Genomic DNA, 22,622 nt, shown 5'->3' with positions numbered 1-22,622 from the left:
GTCGAAGTGCCTATTAGCCCAGCATTTGGCTTGCCAGACCTAAATCAATTCTAGCAAACCCCAATCTGCAGCGTCCAAACTACCGTGAGAAAATCGGTGCCGGGGTCCAGCGTCGTGCAGACAACCTCACCCGCAGAATCCCACTTCACCTTCGCCGATGCATCGGGCTTATGCAGAACTTCATCGTGACATTCAAAGCGATGAGTGTGACGATCGCGTGGGCCGGCACCTACGATTCATCCGAATTGGGAATCGTGTCCATGAATCCAATCATCATCTCTTCAAAACTCTGGTCTCCCCAGCGGACGGGCTTGGTCGGATCGGGGTTTGTTAGATTGTCTTCGCTGTTGTCGAACACCGCCGTACACTTGATTTGCGTTCCCTTTGGCAAAGACAGAGGATCTTTCAAGGTGTATTTCAGTTGCCAGTTAAAATCGTAATGGGGGACATTCAGTAAGACTTCCTCTCGCCCATCGGGAAAGGTGACGTCATAGCGAAACGATTTGCCTCGCAAGTGCATGTGCGGAGTCATGCTCAGCAGGGTTTCGTCCTGCCGTGAAACGTACGTTGCCTTCACGATATGATTCGCTTCACCGGCGGGAATTTCAAACTTGTTGTTGGCGGCGAGTTGACCGCGCAGTCGCTTTCGCACGTTTGATTTGTCTGTAAACCGAAATCCGACATAGCTCAGGTCCTCGGTCGGCGTTCCGTTGGGCGTGTAGTGCATTTCGAACAGCAACTTACTGCCGGCTTCGACATGAATCGCAACGCCATTGGTCAATTCCAACGGGGGACTACCCGGCGCATAGCCTGCCAGGACTTGTCTGAAATCACGCCGTTTCTCACCTTTCGGAATCACGTAGACCAAAATGTGGTGCACGACGCTTCGGCTATCGGGCCTTGCCTCGGCAGCCACGATGTACTTGTCTTCCTTCCAACCGGGGTCGACGACAAAGTGCTGGTAATCCAACACTCCCTCGGCTTGGACGGCGAAGGGTTTGTCACGCATCTTAAAGACTTGATGTGGCTCCTGCATTTGCCAACCATCAGCGAACACCGGCGGATCTGGCAGGTCGCTCAATTCGCCTTGAGGCATCCCATTGTCTACCCAGGTGGCGATCAGCTCGCGCTCTTGTGAGCTTAGGCGAGCGTCGTTTGCAAATTCTCCGTGGCTGGGGTCAGCGAACCAAGGTGGCATCCGATTGTCGTCAATCACTTCCAGAATCGTGTCCTCCCATCCGAGCACGTCGTCGTAGCTGCCGAGCGTGAACGGCGCAATTTCACCATCACGATGACAACTCACGCATTTGCTGTTGAAGATCGGAGCGATGTCTTTTGTAAACGTCACATCGCCCGATGGCGGACTGGATTTGACGCGGCCGATATGACATCCGACGGGTTCGGTTTCCGCGATCTCGATCGGACTTCCAGCCAGCAAGGCATCAATCGCCAAAGTCAGTTCTGGTTTCGCGTCGCGTTCTTTTGAATAACCAACACCGTACTGATCATCGATGCGCCCATGGTATCGCACAACGCGCTGGCGATCCAACAAGAAGACTTCCGGCGTGCGTTCGGCACCGATCGCATCGGCCACTTGGTTGCCCGGGTCTTTCAACATCGGAAATCCGATTTCATGTCGACGCACGTAGGCGCCCAGTTCAGTCAAGCTGTCCTGCTTGTTCGAATTCACGCCAATGATCTGCACGCCTCGGTCAGCATATCGCTTTTGAATCTCCGTCAATCGAGGCCCATACAGTTTTGCCAAGGGACATTCCGTGCCCAAAAAGACGATCACCACGGCTTTAGCAGAAGAAAAATCGTCAAGCGAGATCGGTTTTCCGTAGCAGTTGTCCAGCGTGAAGGATTCAACACGTTCCCCAATCGGTGAACCATCATCACTGCCAGCGGCCAAGACGTTGCCATCACCCCCAAAGGCGATTGCCGTCACAGCTACCAAAACCAAAAACCGCAACAACATCTCGATCTCCAATGACCAACGGGTGCGAAAGCGCAGCAGCATCGCTATTTCAAACCCGCATTCTACGGCACAGATCGGGTCAGATTGTATCGCTTCGTATATAAACTGGCAGTAAGACCCTGTTTTGCACCGGCATTTCATTTTTGCGAACAGTGACGCACCACATGGCTCGCGTCCGCCTCTCGAACCATTCAGAATCCGCTTTCGATCAGGATTTCACAGAGCGTCAGTTGGGACTTGGTTTTTCCTAGCCCGACACGTCAGTTTTGAAGCCAGCGTTTTCTAAAGCCCAGCGGGCGACACAATGACTGCCGGCGGCGTCAGTCGCCGGATGCGGAAGAAAATGGACCCAATAGCCCAGCGGGCGACACAATGATGCAACGCTGCGTGAAACCATGTGCCGCCCTCTGGGCTAGAAACAAAATCACCTGTATTCCGGCGACTCACGCCGCCGGCACTTCGTGTAACGCCCTGCCCGGCTGGCAAAAGCGTTTGCTTCAAAACTGACACGTCCGTTTCCCCAAAAATTCGGACCTTCAAGAATCTTGTTTCCAGTTGCGATAGATTCGCACCTTCAGACCATCAATGGATGGTGTCACCAACGTTTACAATCGCGACTCGCAGAGATCCCAACTATCACCACTCCGTCGCTAAACACCATGATAATCTTTAGGAATTTCAACGCTCTTGTCGCCGGATTTTGTGTGCTTGCTGTCATTGCAGTCACACGGGCGGAGGCGGATCAACCGCAACCCACCGGCCCCTTTATTCTGGGGTATGCCGATCAAGTGAGCGTCGCTGCAGGCGAAGAACTTTCCTTTCACGTTTCGGGCAGCGGGCAATCGTTTGATCTGGTACTCGAGCGGGTGGGCGCCGAGCGGAGTAAGGTGTTCGAAAAAACAAAGATTGCCTGTGCCGCGCACCCGATTCCCGATCGCGCCTCGTCGCATGGATGCAACTGGCCCGCCGCAGTGACGATCACTGTGCCTCGGGATTGGACCAGCGGATATTATGAGGCGACGCTGACGCTCAGCACGGATGACAAACCAATTCGCAGCACTCTGTTCTTTATCGTTCGATCGCCCGCACCTGGGGAAAGCACCAAGATTCTGTTGGAATTGGGGACCAACACCTACAACGCCTACAGCAATTGGGGCGGTCACAGCTTGTACGCCTACCACGACCGCGACGGACTGCAAGGTCACCGCGTTTCATTCGATCGCCCGTTGCATTCGCTTTTTAGCAACTGGGAATTGCCTTTCGTGAAATGGGCCGAACAAAACGGTTACACGCTGGACTACGCATCGAATTGCGATCTTGAATTTCATCCTGAAATCTTAAAACAGTATCAACTGGTGCTGAGTGTCGGCCATGATGAATATTGGTCGTCGCCCATGCGCGATCATCTGGAACAATACATCAAGGAGGGTGGGAACGTCGCGTTTCTAAGCGGGAACACGTGTTGCTGGCAAGTCCGTAGCGAAGACGACGGTCGTGCATTGACCTGCTGGAAACAATCTTTAAATAGCGACCCTCTCTTTCGCACTGGCGACCCCAAATTGCTGAGCACGGCGTGGAGCCATCATTTGATCGAACGTCCGGAGAATCAACTGACCGGAGTCGGTTTTCTGTGGGGCGGCTACCATCGCAGCCATGGTCAGTTCATGGATGGGCCAGGCAGCTTCGAAGTCCATCGTCCGGAGCATTGGCTGTTCAAGGACACCGAACTCAAACGTGGTGATCGTTTCGGGGGCGAACACTCGATTGTTGGTTACGAGTGCGACGGTTGCGAAATTGAATGGGTCGACGGGCTGCCCAATCCAACTCATCGCGACGGGACACCCGAGTCCTTTACCATTCTAGGAACCTGTCAGGCACGCTGGGCGCCCGGCGATTGCCTCTGGTATGACCGCTTTCCGACCGACCGCGTCGGCAACGCAGTGCTAGGTACCTACACCCAAGGCGGAACGGTGGTCAGCGCCGGAACGACCGATTGGTCACACGGACTCGCAGGCGATGATCCCCATGTCGTCACAATCACGCGAAACATTCTCGACCGCTTGTCGGCTCATTAGCTGCAATGCGTTGATTGAAAAGCAAACTGTGCATCCATGATGGAAGAAGCATAGAAGATGATCGCGACAGCGTTGTCACAACCCAACTTAAAACCAAGGATTTTGCTCGGTGATCGCTACAACAGTCGCACGCAAGGCAATCGCCCTCTGTCTGCTATGCATGCTTATCTCAGGCGGTGCGTTTGGCCTGGAAACGCCGTTACATGCAGCGGACGGGGCAGATCTACTGGGACGCAAAAATTTGGTGGCCTGGTGCATTGTTCCGTTTGACGCCAAACAGCGCTCGCCTGCTGAGCGGGCTGCGATGTTGAAAGAACGGGGCATCACGCGGTCGGCCTACGATTGGAGAGCGAAGCATGTTCCTGAATTCGAACAAGAGATTCAGGAATACCAAAAGCAAGGGATCGAGTTTTTCGCATTTTGGGGAGCTCACGAAGAAGCATTCAAGCTATTTGCAAAATATCAGCTGCACCCTCAAATCTGGCAAACCCTCGGCGACAGCGTTGGAGAAACTCAGGCAGAGAAGGTCGACGCCGCGGCGCAAAAAATGCTTCCTTTAGCTCGACGCACTGCGGCGATGGGATGTGCACTTGGGCTGTACAACCACGGCGGTTGGGGTGGGCAGCCACGCAATCTGGTTGCCGTTTGCCAACGTTTGCATGAGCTCGGCCAAGACCATGTTGGAATCGTCTACAACTTTCATCATGCACACGAACACATCACGGATTGGGCCGCCTCGTTCGCGTTGATGAAGCCGTTTTTGCTCTGTTTGAATCTGAATGGGATGAATCCAAACGAGCAACCAAAAATTCTCGGGATTGGAAAAGGGCAGCACGAACTAGAGATGATTCGGGTGGTGGTCGAAAGCGATTATGAGGGACCGATTGGAATTCTCGATCACCGTGACGCGCTCGACGCAGCCGAATCGCTGCAAGAGAACCTCGACGGGCTAGCCTGGATTGCCAGGGAGTTGCGAGCGCCCGGCAGCGGCGGCCCGCTGCCACCGACCCCGCAAGCTTTTGCCAAACCAGATCCGTCCGACGAAGCCCGTACAGGACATCTCTATCCGGGCTCGGACGACTATCGGACACCTCCAATCACCGTCGAAGTCCGTGCGACTCTCGCAAGCAGCGACCGCTATAACATTTTAGTGGCAAGTGATCCAAAACGATCATCCGATCACTGGGAGCTGTTCTCCATGAATGGCAGCGGTCGATTGACGGCCTATCTGCCCGGGAAAGCCCCCGACCACGTTCATTCCACTGCGATGATTTGTGATGGGAAACCGCATACGATCTCGATGGTCTATGAACACAATCGCATCCGCCTCTACGTCGATGGGAAACCGGTCGCGGACCAACAAATCGTTTCCACGGATCAACTCGCGAGTGTCCCCGGTGAACTGGGCATCGGGCGACTTGTCGAGGGCAGATTCGGATGTGACGGCGAGATCCATTGGCTGCGTCTTTCCAAGGGAGTGCGTGAGTTCAACGGTGAACCGGTTCTTCAGGTGACTCGTGACGCATCAACACTCAAGTTGTGGACGTCCGAGGACGGGAACGCGGCGATGCCGCTGTCCAAAAAACACCAAGCCGGACTTCCCGCTGAGATTATTGATTTCGAACCGAACGCCGATTCGGCTCAGAAGCCCTATGACGAATCCCGAGTGCTCAGACTCGTCCAGCAGGCTCAGGTATCGGGTGACGCAGTCCGAGGGGCGAGTGTCTTTGCCGATGCAAAGGGTGCCTGTCTGTCCTGCCACAAGATTGGCTCGCACGGGGGGACGATCGGGCCAGACTTGTCCGCGATCGCCAAGGATCGCACCTTGAATCAGATTGTTGAATCCATCCTTTGGCCTCGGCGCGAGGTGGCACCCGAATACATCACATGGAAAATCTTGACGACCGATGGCAACGTCGTGTCCGGGTTCAAGCACAGCTCGGACCACCGGTCATTGGTCATTCGAGAGTTGGCATCGGACAGGTTGGTCACGGTGTTGAACGACGAAATCGAAGAGCAGATAGCCGGGGGCTCGGTGATGCCCGATGGATTGACCGCCGCGATGTCGCCACAACAACAACTGGATCTGATTCGATTCCTGGGCGAATTGGGACGCGACGGTGAACCACTTTCTGAATCACTCCGGCACGTGATCGCCAATAGCCAAATGCACGGCCCGGTAGAGTTTCCATTGACCAACGCCCCACTGCATCGCGTGAATTGGCCCCATGCTAGCGATCGGGTGAATCGTGATCGGGTGTACGACTTCTACACGAAACAAGCCGAACATTTTCGTCAACAATCACAATTGCCGATGCTGGTCGGCGCCTATCCAGGACTTGATGGCGGCCAGCAGGGACATTGGGGCAACCAGAGCGAAGCGGATTGGGCCGATGACCGCTGGAACGCAACGAAACTCGGTTCGCTGCAAGCTGGCGTGTTTCGGGCCGACGGGATCACCGTTCCACGTGGCGTTTGTGTTCGTCTCGGTGACGATGGTGAAATGTCAGCCTGCTTCAACCCGGACACGTTGTCCTTCGATGCTGTCTGGACCGGCGGCTTTGTCAAATTCAGCTCGGTCCGAGAAGGATTCCTGGGCGGGTTACGACCGGACGGAACGCTAATCTCGGTGCCAACTACAACGCCGATCGTTGGTGCATTTGAGTACCATGGATTTTATCGAAATGGTCAACGGACCGTTTTCTCATACACGATCGACGAGGTGAAGTATCTCGATTCCGCCTGGGTGGATGACGGCAAATTTGTTCGCGATGTGGCACCTGCGGATGAGCATCCGCTGCGCCACCTCACGGCGGGGGGAAAACGACAATGGCCCGAGACGATCGAAACGGACATCACTCCAGGCACGCAACGTCCCTATGCGATTGATACGATTGAGCTGCCATTTGAAAACCCTTGGGATGCGCTCATCTCCTGCGGAGGACACGACTTCCTGGATGACGGCAGTGCCTTGGTGTGTACGATGCAAGGTGACGTGTGGCGAGTCAGTGGACTGAATGCGGACGCGGAACATCCGGGTGTGGCGCGTTGGACACGTTTTGCTTCCGGACTCCATCATGCGTTGGGTTTGGTAGTGGCCAAGGGCCAAGTCTATGTTCAATGTCGAGACCAATTGACACGGCTGACGGACCTGAACGACGACGGTGAAGCCGATTTTTACGAATGTTTTAGCAACGCGTTGATCACGTCGCCGGCAGGTCATGATTTCATCTGTGGTTTGCAACGCGACCAACACGGTCATTTCTACACCGCGTCGGGCAATCAGGGCTTGATGCGAATTTCATCGGATGGAAAGAACGCAACTGTGGTTGCAACCGGTTTTCGCAATCCCGATGGCTTGGGCATCCTGTCCGATGGGACCGTCACCGTACCGGTCTCCGAAGGCGGATGGACGCCCGCGTCAGCGATCCATGCGGTCAGGCATGCCTCGTCCCAAAAAGCCGACTCTCCGCCTCACCACGGATACGGGGGTCCTCGCAATGGCGAGCCACCGGAATTGCCGCTGGTATTCCTGCCCCGTGGAGTCGATAACTCCAGTGGCGGTCAAGTCCATGTGGACAGCGACTCCTTTGGGCCGCTGGCAGACCAGTTGTTGCATTTTTCGTTTGGCGCCGGCACCTGGTTTGCCGTGCTCCGTGACGAGGTCGAAGATCAACTTCAAGGCGCGGTGATTCCACTTGCCGGCGATTTTTTGTCAGGCGTGCATCGCGGTCGTTTTCATCCGCTGGACGGCCAACTGTATGTCTCGGGAATGTCCGGATGGGGAACTTACACCAGCGACGATGGTTGTTTCCAACGCATTCGTTTCACCGGCGACGCCGTGCAAGTGCCGACCGGATTCCACACCTATGAGAATGGGATTCGCATCACATTTGAAAAACCGCTTGATGTCGGCATCGCCGCCGATCCGGCCCAACATTTTGCACAATGTTGGAACTATCGATACAGCGGCGGGTACGGGTCACCGGAGTATTCGTGCACACACTTGGGGACTCCGGGGCACGATCCCTTGCGAATTCAAGCGGCACACGTCCTGGACGATGGGCATTCGCTGTTTCTGGAAATACCGCAGTTACAACCGGTCAACCAGTTGCATCTGCGAATGCACGTCAATCGCCACGAGCCGATGTCTCTAAATCCCGCGGGCAGTGGTCACGATCTATTCGTCACGATCCATCGACTCGACAAACCGTTCACCGAGTTTGAAGGTTACCAGCGCCGTGAAAAACAAATTGCAGCTCATCCACTACTGGTCGACTTGGCGTCCTTGACCGAACGCACGCCTAATCGGTGGCACAAAAAGATTGCGAATGCACGGGATATCCAGATCGAAACAGGCAGTAACCTCAGCTACGTCACCCGCGAATTCACTGTCAGTGCCAATGAGGCGTTGGCGCTGACGCTCTCGAATCCTGATGTGGTGCCCCATAACTGGGTGCTCGTCAAACGCGGTTCGCTGCAACACGTTGGTGAGCTTGGCAATCAGATGATCGCAGACCCCCACGCCTTCGCTCGACAATACATTCCACAGTCGGATCAGATCCTCGCCCACACGGACATCGTGGCGGCGGGCCAGAAAGAAACGATTTATTTCATCGCACCAACCACGCCGGGTCGCTATCCTTTCCTTTGTACCTTTCCCGGTCACTGGATGGTCATGAACGGAACGATGGTCGTGACCGACTAGGCAATTGACTCATATTTGTCTACTCGGATTCATCCGCGTCAACGATGTCGAAGCCCAAACCCTCAATCAAAATCATGGACCGTCAAACCACCTCACGCCGAAACTTTCTGCAAACCACTGCCGGCGGGTTGGTTGTTTCAGCCGCGCTCACTTCGCCCGACACCCAGGCGGCGGAATCGAGCGAGGGAATCCGCGTTGCGAACCCGCTCGGCGGTGATGTGCTACGCACTCAGGCAGAACTTTCCCCCAACGCTCAGACTTTGCTCGAGCAACAGCGTGCAATTCCCGTGGTGGGAAAAACTGACGTGCTTGTCTGTGGGGGTGGACCGGCTGGAATCGCTGCGGCGTTGGCCGCTGCCCGGGCCGGAGCTACGGTGCAATTGATCGAGGTCGCAGGCTGTTTGGGCGGTGTCTGGACCGCAGGGCTTCTGACCAAAATCCTGGATTCTGAGAACAAGTCTGGAATCATGGCCGAATTGCTGCATCGGTTTGCGACGCAGGGCAGCGCGGTGGCCAACCAGACCCATGGCACCGTTTACGATCCCGAAATTGCGAAACTGATCTTAGAAGAAGTCTGTCTCGAAGCGGGCGTAAAAATCCGCTTACACACGCGACTTGTCGGCGCCGTCACAGACTCAAATCGACGTGTGGTCGCGGTGTTGACCGAGTCCAAGTCGGGACGTGAAACATGGCTGGCCGACCGATTCGTCGACTGCAGCGGTGATGGTGATCTGGCGGCCCACGCAGGTTGTCGTTTCGACCTTGGCGTGGGGAAAGATTGCGAGTGTCAACCGATGTCCATGATGGCGTTGTTGACTGGGATCGATGCCGATGATGTGCGACCATACATCCGAGAAACAGAATCTGCGGCAAAACGCTTGTTATTGAAATTAATGGAGGACCATGGATTGTCCCCATCCTACCGCGCGCCGACGCTGCGGCATTTGCACAGTGACATTTTTTCGATCATGACCAATCACGAGTATGGTGTTTCCGCATTCGACGCAAACGCGATTAGCATGGCAACGATCCGCGCTCGTCGCGAAGTTCACGAACTGGTTAACGGTCTGCGCCGCATTGGTGGGCCATGGAAGAACGTCGCCGTGGTGGCGACCGCCGAACAGATTGGGGTGCGTGAAGGTCGACGGATCCGTGGCCGCTACAAGATCACGGCGAGCGATCTTGCCAACGGTCTCAAACATCAGGAATCTGTCTGTACTGCAAGATTCCCAATCGACGTGCATGCTTTAGACGCGCACGGAAACAAAGAAATCAACACCGCCTTTAAAAGAGGCGGCCATCAACCGTACGACATACCCTATCCCGCGCTGGTAGCCGAGGATGTCGATGGATTGCTGCTGGCCGGCCGGTGCATTAGCGGCGACTTTATCGCCCACTCCAGTTATCGAGTCACCGGGAACTCTGTCCCCATGGGAGAAGCCGCAGGACTCGCCGCCGCTGTCTCGATTCAAAAGCACCTGATGCCGCACGAATTGACCTGGAGTCAGATTCGGTCCTGATGTGACCGGCACGATAGCCGCCGCATGCACCTCGAAACGGCACACCAAAACTGTTGACGATGCCGAGCATCGTGGGATCATCAACCGGTCTACCTTTCCACGACCCAAATGTTCCGGTATTGCAGTGGGTTGCCGTGGCCCTGCAACAGGATTGATCCAGGCGTGCCGACTTTGTCGCCTCGACCTTGCTAGTCGTGGCGTGATGTTGTGGACGCTGGTGAGAATTCTAGACGTCGATCTTCCAGCCGTCGCGGTATTCACGATGGATGTGTTTGGTCAATTCGGGGCGCCCTTGGATTTCCATGGCTTCAGCATTCCACACCAGCGACGATTCTGGGAACCGTTGGGCCAGCACACCGAGCAGGATCGTTTCGGTCATCGGTCCGGCGAGTGAGAAATTCGATTCGGATTGATCAATCGTGCCTTGAATCGCGCTTATCCATTCACCGTAATTATTTTGCTGCGGTGCTCGCGGCAAGGTTTTTGGAACCGATTTTGCGTCGGCGGCGAGTGCATCCGGTGTAATCACCCAGCCAGCACTTCGTCTGAAAAACATTTTGCCTTCGCTGCCAATGATCACGCTGCCGAATTTCTCGAAATCCTGACCATCCAAGACGTCTGCGGCGGGATGATTGTATTGGTCGCCGTGCTTTTCAAGCTGCCATTTTTTGCGATCAAACGTTGCGTTCACATAGCCGTCGTACCAATGAAATTTGAACCCGTCCGCGGCACTGTATTGATTTGGGCCAAAATCCCAGGTCACGATTGAATTGATCGGCGCGGACAATTCGGTCGCACCAGATTGCGTTGCACGAACGCTTTGGGGTGGTCCTGGGTTCATGGCCCAGTAACCCAGGTCCATGATATGGCAAGCCATGTCGCCCAGTGCGCCGCAGCCGTAATCCCACCAACCTCGCCAAGCAAACGGAGCGATGTGGGGACTGTAGTCGGTCCATGGTGCGGGGCCGATCCATTGCTGCCAATCAATCCCGTCGGGGACGGGCTGTTTTTCAGGGCGCGCTGCAAAACCCTGGGGCCAAATCGGGCGGTTGGTCCAGGCGTGGATTTCCTGCACTTTGCCGATGATCCCACTGCGAATCAATTCGACGCCACGACGCATCACGTCATTGGCGTGAGCCTGGTTACCCATCTGAGTTTTCAAGCCGGTCTGTTTGGCAATTTGCGTCAATTGTCTCGCTTCCCAAATGCCGTGCGTCAATGGCTTTTGGCAATAGACATGTTTGCCAGCCTGCATCGCTAACGCCGAAGCATGGAAGTGATGATGGTCGGGCGTCGACACCATGACAGCGTCAACCTTGTCACCCATCTGCGAGAGCATCTCGCGATAATCCGAAAAGAACTCGGCGTCGGGATGGTCGTCGCGAGATCCCGCGACGGACTTGAGACGTCTTGCCACATTTTTCAATTTCTTTATATCAACGATGTCGACAAGGGCAACGATTTCAAAGCCGACTTTGGCGGCATTCTTGTTATCGGCATTGCCTTTGCCACCGATTCCGATTGCGGCCAGGGTCGGTTTCTCCAGACGCTTATTTGCCAAGGCGGGGAAAAAATGAAAACCGGCGGAGGCACCAATCGCGACCGCTGAAGCCTTGCCAAATTGTCGACGCGAGAGCGCAGAGTTTGCTTGGGATGGATCGGACGATTGACGTTTCATCGTGGGTTCCTTGGTGGTGAGGGCGACTGCATGCACTGCGTGAAGCCATCTCTCGTCCAGTCATTGTCGTAACGGTGCAACCGAACGCCATGTCGGGCCAATTCGCAGCTCGTCAATGTAACGTGTGCCAACGCCTTCGGAGGTCAATACGACGAGATTCAGTCGCGCCGACAGATCCAGGTTGCGACTGGCAACGTCCCACTCGGCGGGTTCTGCCCAGTTCCACTGGTCGCCAAACAATTCTTCGTCTTCACCAAAAATCCGATAAAAGACTTCGTCCTCGCCGTTTGCCCGACTGACAATTTTTCCGATCCAGAGCGTGGTTTGATTCGTCGGAGCCTTGGACGAGCAGACAAATCCGACTCCCGTTCCGGTCAACACACGCGGCTTTCCGCCACTGGCGATGCCAAAACTAAGTGATTCGCCGTTGTAGTCTTGCTCACTCCGGAACGTGAGTCGAATGCGTTCTCGTGGCTGCGATCGGGTCCGACGTTTCACGTGGTCTGGCTCGCGCACCATCAGACTGAAATAATACACACCGCTTTTGCTGAGATCGATCGAGCGTGTCATCTCACGAAGCCGGACGGTCACACCAGCAGGCATTTCCAGCATGCCCAATTGGCCGCCTTGCACGCCCCAGGTCACATTCATCTTCCCCTGAACAATGCTAAGAGCATCCGTGGTGTCCTGATCCTCGCGATAGCCCTCCTGCGGTGATCGCTTTCTCCACGGTCCCTGCCAGCCTTTGCCCTTAGTACTTTCGGAAAGAGGAACCTGTCCTTCATCGTAGAAAAATCCGTCGTAAGCGAATCGCAGATTGGGTCGGCTACGAGGATTGGCGTTGCGAATCACGGATGCAAAACGAAGATCGTCGTGCGGTGAGGACTGTGGTGGCGAAGCGGCATCTTTCACGACCACTGATTTGCCTTCGCTCAACAGGCTGCTTTGGCTGGCATTCAAGTTTCGTGGGCGTATCGACACCTCTCCTTCAAGGACGTTGAGTTTCGTCTGGCCACCGTCACCGACACTCACAGAGAACTCGGTTCCCAAATCGATCAGTTCTGACGACGGAGTTTGCACTCGGAAACCAGTCGCCTCGTCGGCAGCGCGAACGATCACATCTCCCTGATCCACTTGCACACTTCCGGCGGACAACAGCACCAGGGAACATTTGCCTTGCAAAACAACTTCTGCTCCCCCATCGAATCGGATCACCGCGAGACCGGATTTCAGCGTTAGGTTCCCTTTCTTCAACCGTTCCCCTTCTGACAGCTCTGGCTGGAGAACATCTCCACTCACCCAGGCACAATTCTCTGACAGCAACAGCGTCGCAACCACCAGCTGCGGCACTTCGACGGAGACTCCCCCCTGCACCAGCGTTCTTGTCGCCGCACGCTCACTCCAGACAAATAGCCCAAGCCCCAACAGCAACAAAGCAGCAAGGCTTCCCAAAACGACGGTGGTCGAATATTTCGTCCAATTATTTGATGGCAGTGGTTTCTTGCCAGTCGAAACGCCTGTTTCGCTAAGAATGGACTCAACGGTTCGAGCGTCCGAAGCGGTCAATGAGCTCATGACCGAGTTGCTAAATGCATCTGCATCAAAAGGCTGGTGGACCATTCCCAAAAGACGATGTTCGGCAAGTCGCTGGCTTGCCTCACTGGCCAGACTTACATTGCTGTTTAAGATTGCCTGAAATTCCTGAACTTCACTTGCGGACAATTCGTCGTCAAGCAATCGGTTCAATAGTTGTTCGTAGCGTCCCTCACTCATGACCGAACTCGCCGCTGAACTTTTCACAATCAAATTGGTTTGCCAGTTTGACCGAAATGCATCGGTGCAATTGTTGTCGCAAAAGGCACAATTGCTTGCGGATCGCCCCCGGGGAACGATCGAGTGCCGACGCTATTTCTTCACACGTTTGTTCGGCTTCGTAGCGTCGACGCAGAACTTCGCGTCCCGAATCCGGCACTTCCGACAAACAGCTGGCTAGATGCTGCATTCGCTGGCCGTCATCTGCGTCCACTTCAAGTGACCGCTGGTTCTGTCGCGCCAAGGCTTCGGGAACGTATTTGGAGTGGTAGTCCGAAACACGGCGCACCCGTGTCGTTTCGGCCATCAATTGATACCGAGCGATTGTCAAGATCCAAGCTTGAAAGTTGGTTCCTAGCTTGTAGTCGGCCAGGTTCTTGTACGCTTCGACAAACGAACGCTGAACCACATCGTCGACGTCGATGCCCGGCAGACTGCGGCCGACGATCAACGCACGAACAGATGATAGATACCGATCGACAATCAGACGGAACGCATCTCGATCGCCATCGAGAATTCTTTCGATCGAATTCTCAATCTGCTCGGTTGAAGTTGTGTCCATTGACCACGCCTTTGTTTGAATGCTGCCGCCGAAGTTGCTCAGCCAATTACACAGCTTCACATTGCACCGTTTGTTCGTAGGCTCGACCAGCACGATGTCCCTGTCCGCACGATGTCCCTGCCCGCACGACCTAAAACCGAGAGTGCAAGCGACGGCCCCCCTCTTGTGTCCGAGTCGAGCTAGAATCTCACTGGTTCCCACTCACAAATAGCAGTTTCGCTTCGCCTGTTACCACGATTCTAGATTTCTTTGGTAACAGGCTTCGACCAAAGTGCTATTACACCTCGAATGGGCGTGATTGCCAACGGTTCCGATACCGATCTACCTTGCCGAAGCCGAATCTGTGACCAATTTCCGAGACGATCCTGACGCGAATTTTGCCGACGCTCGGGGCGTGTTCGCATCACTCGTCTTGCTATTGCTCGGGTGCGCGGTTTCCGCCTCCGAGCCACCCGCATCCGAGGCACTGTACCACAACAGCTTTGACAATCCCCAGCAGATCACACCGCTGTTTCAACGATTCGAATCGATGAAAGTGGTAGATGGGACGCTGCTGGTCGAACACCAAAATGGCCATCCCGCCTCACCAACGCTTCCCATCGCGTTCTCCGACGGCGTGTTCCGGTTTCGATTCCAATTGGCGGGAGCTGAGCGGTTGCTTTGCCGCCTGTGCATTCTAAACGGCATGATTTGCGATAGGACAGAACACGGTACGGCCACACAACAATTTCACACCGGCATGCCTGTTCTGCCGCGACCCAGCCTGGGTGCTTGGCTGATGTATGGATTGGGTACGGAAAATCAAAACATGCCTGGCTTCGTCGTCATTAGTCCGCCGGCGGGCAGCAACATGAATTGCGGCACTGACTTTTTGCCAGGAATCTATCAATCCACGATTCTGCAGGACGCCGACAAAGTGGACAGCGAAACGATTCGCTATCTGCTTGATAAACGCCTCCCAAGGTCAATGCGTCGCAGCCAGCTTGAATTCCTGCAAGAACTAAACGCTAACCACGCCCAGCGGTCCGGCAGCGATCCCGACTTGGAAAGTATGATCGAAGCCAATGAGCTTGCGTTTCGAATGCAGTCCGAGGCACCGCAAGTGCTGGATCTCGAATCGGAGACCGCCGAGACTCACTCGATGTATGGCATTGGTGAAAAGGAGACTGACGCGTTCGGCCGGCAGTGCCTGTTGGCGAGACGCCTGGCCGAAGCAGACGTACGATTTATTCAGGTGACCAGCAAGCAATGGGATCACCACGACACGATTGAAAAACTGCTTCCGGCGAGTTGTCATCAGGTCGATAAACCGATTGCCGGCCTGCTCGCCGATCTAAAGGCTCGCGGCTTGTTGGATGACACTCTGGTGGTTTGGAGTGGCGAGTTTGGTCGGACTCCCGTTTACCAGCAGATCGGGGGTGCAAAGGCGAAATCCAAGCCACCCGGCCGCGGCCACAACCCATTTGGTTGGAGTTTGTTCATGGCAGGCGGCGGTGTCAAACCCGGGTTCAAATACGGTGCGACGGACGAGGTTGGTTACAGTGCCGTCGAAGGCCGAGTGCACATCCACGACTTCCACGCGACCGTTCTGCACCTGCTAGGCCTGGATCACGAACGTCTGACTTTCTTACATGCCGGACGTCCTTATCGGCTCACCGATGTCTACGGAACCGTCGTCAACGAGGTATTAGCGTGACTCTTTTGATCCTGCTTCTATTGGTATCGATTTTGGCGGCTCCTGCAACGGCCGACGATTCAACGCCTGCAAACATTCTGCTGATTGTCGCTGATGACTTGGGCTTCAGTGATCTCGGCTGCTACGGTGGCGAGATCGACACACCCAATCTGGACCAGCTGGCCCAAAACGGTTTGAGACTGACCCAGTTCTACACGACTGGGCGATGTTGCCCGTCGCGGGCAAGTTTGTTGACTGGGCAATACCCACACCGTGTCGGACTTGGTCACATGACTCAGGACATCGGCCAACCGGGCTACCGAGGGCGCATTGCTGAAGGCGCCCAGACGATCGCAGAACAGCTGGCGAAAACGGGTTACCGATCCTTTCTCTCGGGAAAGTGGCATCTGGGAACCGACGATCCAACCCGACATGGTTTTGAAGAGTTCTACGGCACGCTAACCAGCGCCAAGACATTTTGGGATGCGGACCATTTCTTGCGATTGCCGGCCGGACGTCGCACAAAGTCTTACGATGACGGTGATTTTTATGCCACCGAAGCGGTCGCCGATCATGCCATCGAGTTTTTGAATCTCGCCCGCCAGACGCCGGACACCCCGTGGTTTGTCTATCTGGCGATGAACGCGCCTCATTTCCCGCTTCACGCTCCCAAGGAACTGATCGCCAAGTACTCAGATCGCTATGCAAGTGGTTGGGATGTTGCTCGCTCGCGGCGATTGGAACAAATGAAAAAGCTGGGCGTTGTTCCCCTAGAAACACAGCTCACCCCGCGATCAGTTCATTTCGATTGGGGCGCGTCCGAACCTGACGAGAATCCACCTTGGAATTCGTTGTCCAAGGATCGACGTACAGACCTCTCACGTCGTATGGCGATCTATGCGGCGATGGTCGATTCAATGGACCAAAACATCGGGCGAGTCATTGCGGAATTGAAACGTCGCGGCGAGTTTGAAAATACTCTGATTCTGTTCACCTCCGACAATGGAGCCTGTGCCGAGTGGGATCCGTTTGGCTTCGATGGGAAATCGGGGCCGAGTAATGTACTGCACCGTGATGACCAATTGGACGCGATGGGAGCACCGGGCACGTTTCATAGCGCCGGTTCGGGCTGGGCTAACGTATCAAACACGCCATGGCGACTTTACAAGCACTACAACCACGAAGGCGGCATTGCCGTGCCGTGCATTGTGCACTGGCCCTCCAAAATGGCGGGCAAGCCATCCGGTCGCGGTCAGATCAACCAAACGCCATTCCACTTGATTGATGTGCTGCCGACATTGCTTGACGCTGCAGGTGCAACCGCGGCCAATCAAGATGCTGATCTACCGGGTACCAGTATCCTGCCAATACTCGATGGCAACCCGCTGCCTGAGCGCGGCTTGTTCTTTGAACACGAAGGCAATCGAGCCGTCCGTAATGGAAAATGGAAGTTGGTTGCTTTGCGGCAGCGTCCATGGGAACTGTACAACTTCGATAACGACCGCACCGAGTTGAATGATCTGGCGGTACAGCATCCCGAGATCGTCCATCGGTTGTCAAAGGCTTGGGATCATTGGGCGGCAGAGAATCACGTCACGCCGCTGCCAGACGATTATCACGTTGCCTATGTTCCGAACAGTCGCAAGACGCACCAAGACGGCTCGCCGCAATTGATGGCCGGCCCAGTTCGCAAACTCGCCGATGGCTTTCGATTTACCGAAGGTCCCGCATGGGATGGAACAGCCAATTGGTATTTTTCTGACATCCCCAACAAAACGATCCAACAGTTTTCAGCGGATGGCAAAGTTACGTCGATCCGCAAAGGGAAACAGGCATCCAACGGAATCGTTGTTGACGATCAGGGGCGGCTTGTCTTTTGCGAGATTGGCGGGCGACGAATTGTGCGACGCGCTGTCGACGGCAGCGAAGAAACGATCGCAGATTCTTGTGACGGCAAACCACTGGGCATGCCCAATGACATTTGGATTGCTCCTACAGGGGATCTCTATTTCACGATCCCACGGACCAAGCAGCAACGAGCCAGCGCGGTGCCTGAAAATGCTGTGGACGCGACCGTGTGCATCATCCCGGCAGACGGATCGCCCGTGCGAAACGTTGGGATCGGACTGAAGTCTCCCAATGGAATCGTCGGTAGTCGTGATGGAAAGCGATTGTACGTCACAGATTTCGGAGCAAAGAAATGTTGGCGATACATGATTCAGGCCGACGGATCGTTGACCGACCAGCAGCTTGCTGCTGGGCAAGGATCGGATGGAATTGCAATCGACGAACAGGGCAACGTTTATACGACGTCCAAAGAAGGGATCACCGTCTACTCCGCCCAAGCAAGACAGATCGGTTTCCTACCCATTCCCGAGAGTCCGGCAAACATGAAATTTGGCGGTCGGGATGGGCGCACGCTTTTTGTCACGGCGCGAAAGAGCATCTATTCGCTCCAGATGCAAATTCGTGGAGACATTCAATGACAAAATCTGAATGGATACCGGTCAAGATGCCCCAACGCCGGATAACGAACAACGGTCTTGCTTTTAGTTTGTTCCTCTGCGTGGTTGCCTTTCTGCTCGCCGGAGCTTCACAAGGCTCTGAGCTAGAAGATGCGAAGAACGACAGAGCGGCCCGCGAGATTGGCGAGTTCATCGGCCGGTACTGTGCCGACTGCCACAGCGAGGGCACTGCGGAAGCCGGCGTTGAACTGGATGAAGTGGGCGGCCAATTGGATCTTTTGAAGCATCGAAAAGTGTGGCTGCGGGCCCTCGACCAAGTTCAATTGGGTCGAATGCCACCGGAGGACGCAGACGTCGACGCGGATCAGCGGCGACGATTCATCTCCTCGCTCGATCGACTGCTCAACGATGTCAATTGGAAACGATTTGCGAATCCTGGACGACAGCGATTGGCACGTTTAACAGCGGTAGAGTATCGCAATTCAGTACGAGACATCTTCGGGATGGATCTCGATGCAGGCGTCTATCTGCAACCTGATCCCGAAGGCCAAACGGGGTTTACGAATGACCGAGCTGGATTGTCATTTGCACCAAACGCATTCGAAGTCTATTTGAAGGAAGCCGAGCGAGCGGTCGATGCGGTGATGGCATACGGAAAAACGCCATGGCAAAAAACGATTGAGATGGAACAGGCTTGGAAGCGATCGAACGACAAGGCAGTTGGCCTGAATGCAGAAGCGAACGGAGTATTGATCAAGGAAAATGTCTCGCCATTTCACTTCACTATTGATCCGCCGCAAGCAGGCATGCACCGCATCCAAATCGAGGTCGCGGCAGTCGACGGCGAACCCATTTCCGGCCTCACGGTTTCAGTGGATGGGCGATTGATTCGCGGCGTCACGGTGCGCGGCCGAACAACCGCGACTCAGGAATTGATCGCCTACCTTCCCAACCGTAGCTGCACCATCACACTGGGTTTTTCACCTGAGTATGCGCCGATTATTCAACCAAAAATCGAACCGCGCGGTGTGCCCTCTGAACTGCAAGATCTGGTCGCGGCGAAAACATACGTGGAATTCATTCCGCCCAAGGGATTCCCAGATACGGAAGACGCGTTGAAAACACTGCACCGGATGAACACGGTGATTCGCGAGTTCTCACAAATGCGTGACCTTGCACAACTCTTAATGGATCGAGACTTGGTCCAGTACGATGGACATACGCTAAAGTCCATCCGAAAAGAAGGCCAGAAGGGCGTTTCGCAAAAGCCAACTCCATTTCGCGCCAGTAAGGTTCCTTTGAACCTGTCGGCCGGAAAGGTGGCACAGCTGATGGGGATCCCCCAACGCGAATTAGAAACCCAAATCAAACGCGACATTGGTTTTTCATACGACAAGTATGCCGCGGCCATACGGCAGTACAACAACAGGTTTGGGCAACAGTATCCAGAACGGGTGTTGAAGAAGCCAGGAAAGCTGAGCATCGACCGAGTTGTTTTGGCAAGCCATGCGGGCGGTCAGCGTTTTCAAACTCCACATTGGTTGTTTGACACCGATCCCACGCCCGCCGCAGCAAAGTCAGTTCTTGAACGGTTGGGTCGACGGGCCTATGGCCGCCCCCTCGACAAAACGGATTTGGCGTCGCTGATGCGAATCTATGACTCACGCGTCGAGGCGGATTTGTCGAGTGCGGCAAACGGTTCGTCGGCAGCATCCGACGCCGTGCAGCGTCATCGCGAAGGACTGCGTGATGCAATGGTGGGCCTGCTGGTTTCGCCCAAGTTTTTGCTTCGATTCAGTGCCGGTGGTGAAACCGAGGCAACGCCGATCGACGACTACGAATTTGCCTCGCGGATGTCCCATTTCTTATGGCTCTCTGTCCCGGATGATCAGCTGATTCGCATTGCGAGTGAAGGCGGGCTCTCCGATTCGAACACTGTGCGTGACGAGATGCAGCGCATGATTTCGGATCCTCGATTCAATGATTTTTGCCAAGTCTTCATGCAGCAATGGTTGAACATTGAATCGATTGACGCTTCCAACGATCTCGGGCCGCTACTGTCCGAGGCGATGATACGCGAACCCGGGCTGCAACTGCAGCAGATCATCCGTGATGACCAAGACTTGCTGCAATTGGTGGACGGAAAAACAACCTATGTGAACGACCTGCTTGCCATCCACTATGGAATTCCCGATGTGACCGGCGAGCAAATGCGACCTGTGCTGTTGACGACTGCTGAGCGAGGCGGCTTGTTGGGAATGGGTGCAATACTTGCAGCCACATCAACCCCTGATCGGACCAGTCCCGTCTCGCGAGGCGCCTGGATCGTTGAAATTCTGTTGGGTGAAAATTTGCCGCTGCCACCACCGTCGGTTCCTGAACTGAAAACCACTGCGAAAGCGAGAACGATTCGTGAAGAATTGGAATTGCATCGACAATCCAAACAATGTGCCAGCTGCCACAATCGAATTGATCCGTTCGGTTTTGTGCTTGAAAACTATGACCGGTTGGGAGCATGGCGAACGGACGATCATGGCCGCACGATTGACGCCCGCACGACGTTGGACAACGGAAAATCGATTGACGGACTCGCCGAATTCAAAACCTACCTGCGACAACAACGCCATCACGATTTCATCCGCAATCTAACCATACGCATGTTCGAGTTTGCGCTGGGGCGTGAAATGACATACCACGATGAAGCGATGGTCCGGGACACCACACTGCGTTTAAAGAACAATCAATTTCGCGCCCAAACCCTGATCCAGTGCATCCTGGAATCCGATGCGATGCGCCGCCAGAGCGACCAAACACCAACGGAGTCAAACGATGATTAATCATGCAAAACATTCACGAAGAAATTTTTGCACCGCGATCGCGGGCTCGTTGCTGCTGCCTCGACTCGAATCGTTTGCGACACCAACCACCGACGTCCCACCACAACGGTTCGTCACCTTGTTTTTCCCCAATGGTGTCTACCCAGACGCTTGGCAACCAAAGCTGGACGCTGGCCGCCTCAGACTGACCGGCAGCCTGGAGCCATTGGCGGAGTTTTCGTCTCAAGCCAATTTCTTCACGGGTCTCGACAATCCGCTGGGCGGCCATCTCGGTCAAACAAGCGGGTTCTTGAGCGGGCACGATTTCGCACCCGAAGCAAACGGAACCATCGTCGCCCGGCCATCGCTGGATCAAATGCTGGCCCATCACTTTGCCGACCAGACGTTTTTGCCCTCGCTGAATCTTGCAATGGAACCACCCAGCCAGGGAGCGTTTGGGGATCGACCGCGGAGTTTTGGAAATTCGATTTCATGGAGCAGTGCGACAAACAAAATTGAACCTCAGATCAATCCGCAGCAAGCTTTCGACGAGGTCTTCTTCGGTCAATCCCAGGCGGGTCGTGATGCCGCCCGTCGCCGCGAAGCAATCGTCAATGAAATCTGGCAGCAATCCAAATCACTGAAAGCCAAGATTAGCCATCTCGATCGTCAGCGACTGCAGCAGTACACCGACAGCATTCAAGACCTGCAAGTCAAACTGCGCAAGACTTCCAATCCCGGCAAGAACTTCGCCCGCAACTCAGAGATTGCCGCCAAGCATCGGCCACAATCATCAGCGAGCTCCAGCAACTATGCCGAGCAAATGAAGCTGATGATGGACATCATGCTGTTAGCGTTGCAAACCGACAGCACGCGCGTAGCGACACTGGTCATGGGGCACAGCATCAGTCGAGTCGTCTATGACTTTGCCGATCCCAAGATCCGCCGCAATCACCATGAGCTATCACACCACCGGAATGATCCCGACAAGATTCGCGACTACAACATCGTGACGAAATGGTTTGCTTCGCAAACGGCGTACTTCCTGGGCCGAATGAGTGAGATTGATGAAGGCAACGGGTCTTTGCTGGACAACAGCGTGGTGATGTACGGTTCCGGAATGAAAGATGGCAACGTCCACGAACCAAAGAACATCCCAGTGGCCCTCTTCGGCAACGCTGGTGGACGTCTCCAAACGGGCAGACATCTCACATGCCCGGAAAATTCGATTTTGTCGCAGCTGCATCTATCGCTGCTGCGACTGTTTGGAATCCAAGCCGACCAGTTCAACCAAGTTGCTTTCCAAGGCATCGAGGGGATTGGATGAATCGAG

At 54.9% G+C, this 22,622-nt stretch carries 11 protein-coding genes; 7 read left to right on the top strand and 4 right to left on the bottom strand.

What is annotated here, in order from left to right:
- Window positions 1-229: 229 nt before the first annotated feature.
- Complete coding sequence (locus tag NHH03_RS22660; RefSeq protein ID WP_253159958.1) at window positions 230-2,020, bottom strand: redoxin domain-containing protein; 1,791 nt, start codon at window positions 2,018-2,020, stop codon at window positions 230-232.
- Window positions 2,021-2,682: 662 nt separating this feature from the next.
- Here NHH03_RS22660 and NHH03_RS22655 point away from each other — a divergent pair.
- The 3 genes from NHH03_RS22655 (at window position 2,683) to NHH03_RS22645 (ending at window position 10,281) form a co-directional block, all read left to right on the top strand.
- Window positions 2,683-4,053, top strand: a complete 1,371-nt coding sequence (locus NHH03_RS22655; RefSeq protein WP_253159956.1) for a N,N-dimethylformamidase beta subunit family domain-containing protein — start codon at window positions 2,683-2,685, stop codon at window positions 4,051-4,053.
- Between the two features lie 109 nt (window positions 4,054-4,162).
- The gene (locus NHH03_RS22650; protein ID WP_253159954.1) at window positions 4,163-8,761 is read left to right on the top strand and encodes a DUF6797 domain-containing protein; all 4,599 of its coding nucleotides are present in this window, start codon (window positions 4,163-4,165) and stop codon (window positions 8,759-8,761) included.
- Window positions 8,762-8,835: 74 nt separating this feature from the next.
- The gene (locus tag NHH03_RS22645) at window positions 8,836-10,281 is read left to right on the top strand and encodes an FAD-dependent oxidoreductase (protein WP_253159952.1); all 1,446 of its coding nucleotides are present in this window, start codon (window positions 8,836-8,838) and stop codon (window positions 10,279-10,281) included.
- A 226-nt stretch (window positions 10,282-10,507) separates the two neighbouring features.
- Here NHH03_RS22645 and NHH03_RS22640 read toward each other — a convergent pair whose 3' ends face one another.
- The 3 genes from NHH03_RS22640 to NHH03_RS22630 are packed head-to-tail and all read right to left on the bottom strand — an operon-like array spanning window position 10,508 to window position 14,333.
- Window positions 10,508-11,959, bottom strand: coding sequence for a Gfo/Idh/MocA family protein (locus NHH03_RS22640; RefSeq protein ID WP_253159950.1), 1,452 nt, complete (start codon window positions 11,957-11,959; stop codon window positions 10,508-10,510).
- Between the two features lie 60 nt (window positions 11,960-12,019).
- The gene (locus NHH03_RS22635) at window positions 12,020-13,732 is read right to left on the bottom strand and encodes a FecR family protein (protein ID WP_253159949.1); all 1,713 of its coding nucleotides are present in this window, start codon (window positions 13,730-13,732) and stop codon (window positions 12,020-12,022) included.
- The gene (locus tag NHH03_RS22630) at window positions 13,725-14,333 is read right to left on the bottom strand and encodes an RNA polymerase sigma factor (protein WP_253159947.1); all 609 of its coding nucleotides are present in this window, start codon (window positions 14,331-14,333) and stop codon (window positions 13,725-13,727) included. The genes NHH03_RS22635 and NHH03_RS22630 overlap by 8 nt, the downstream gene beginning before the upstream one ends.
- Window positions 14,334-14,631: 298 nt before the next feature.
- Between NHH03_RS22630 and NHH03_RS22625 the strand changes: the two genes are divergently transcribed.
- From NHH03_RS22625 to NHH03_RS22610, 4 genes are read left to right on the top strand one after another with little or no spacing between them, the layout of a single operon-like run.
- Window positions 14,632-16,029 (top strand): DUF1501 domain-containing protein, encoded by a 1,398-nt coding sequence (locus tag NHH03_RS22625; protein WP_253159945.1) that lies wholly within the window; start codon window positions 14,632-14,634, stop codon window positions 16,027-16,029.
- Window positions 16,026-18,494 (top strand): sulfatase-like hydrolase/transferase, encoded by a 2,469-nt coding sequence (locus tag NHH03_RS22620; RefSeq protein ID WP_253159943.1) that lies wholly within the window; start codon window positions 16,026-16,028, stop codon window positions 18,492-18,494. Before NHH03_RS22625 ends, NHH03_RS22620 begins: the two co-directional genes overlap by 4 nt.
- Entirely contained in the window at window positions 18,491-21,310 is a 2,820-nt protein-coding gene (locus NHH03_RS22615; RefSeq protein ID WP_253159941.1) for a DUF1588 domain-containing protein, read from the top strand. Before NHH03_RS22620 ends, NHH03_RS22615 begins: the two co-directional genes overlap by 4 nt.
- Complete coding sequence (locus tag NHH03_RS22610) at window positions 21,303-22,616, top strand: DUF1552 domain-containing protein (protein ID WP_253159939.1); 1,314 nt, start codon at window positions 21,303-21,305, stop codon at window positions 22,614-22,616. Before NHH03_RS22615 ends, NHH03_RS22610 begins: the two co-directional genes overlap by 8 nt.
- Window positions 22,617-22,622: the final 6 nt, after the last annotated feature.

Source organism: Stieleria tagensis (assembly GCF_024129865.1).
Classification (GTDB): domain Bacteria; phylum Planctomycetota; class Planctomycetia; order Pirellulales; family Pirellulaceae; genus Stieleria; species Stieleria tagensis.
Note: the sequence above shows the minus strand (reverse complement) of the source record. Positions and strands in the feature narration are given on the sequence as shown.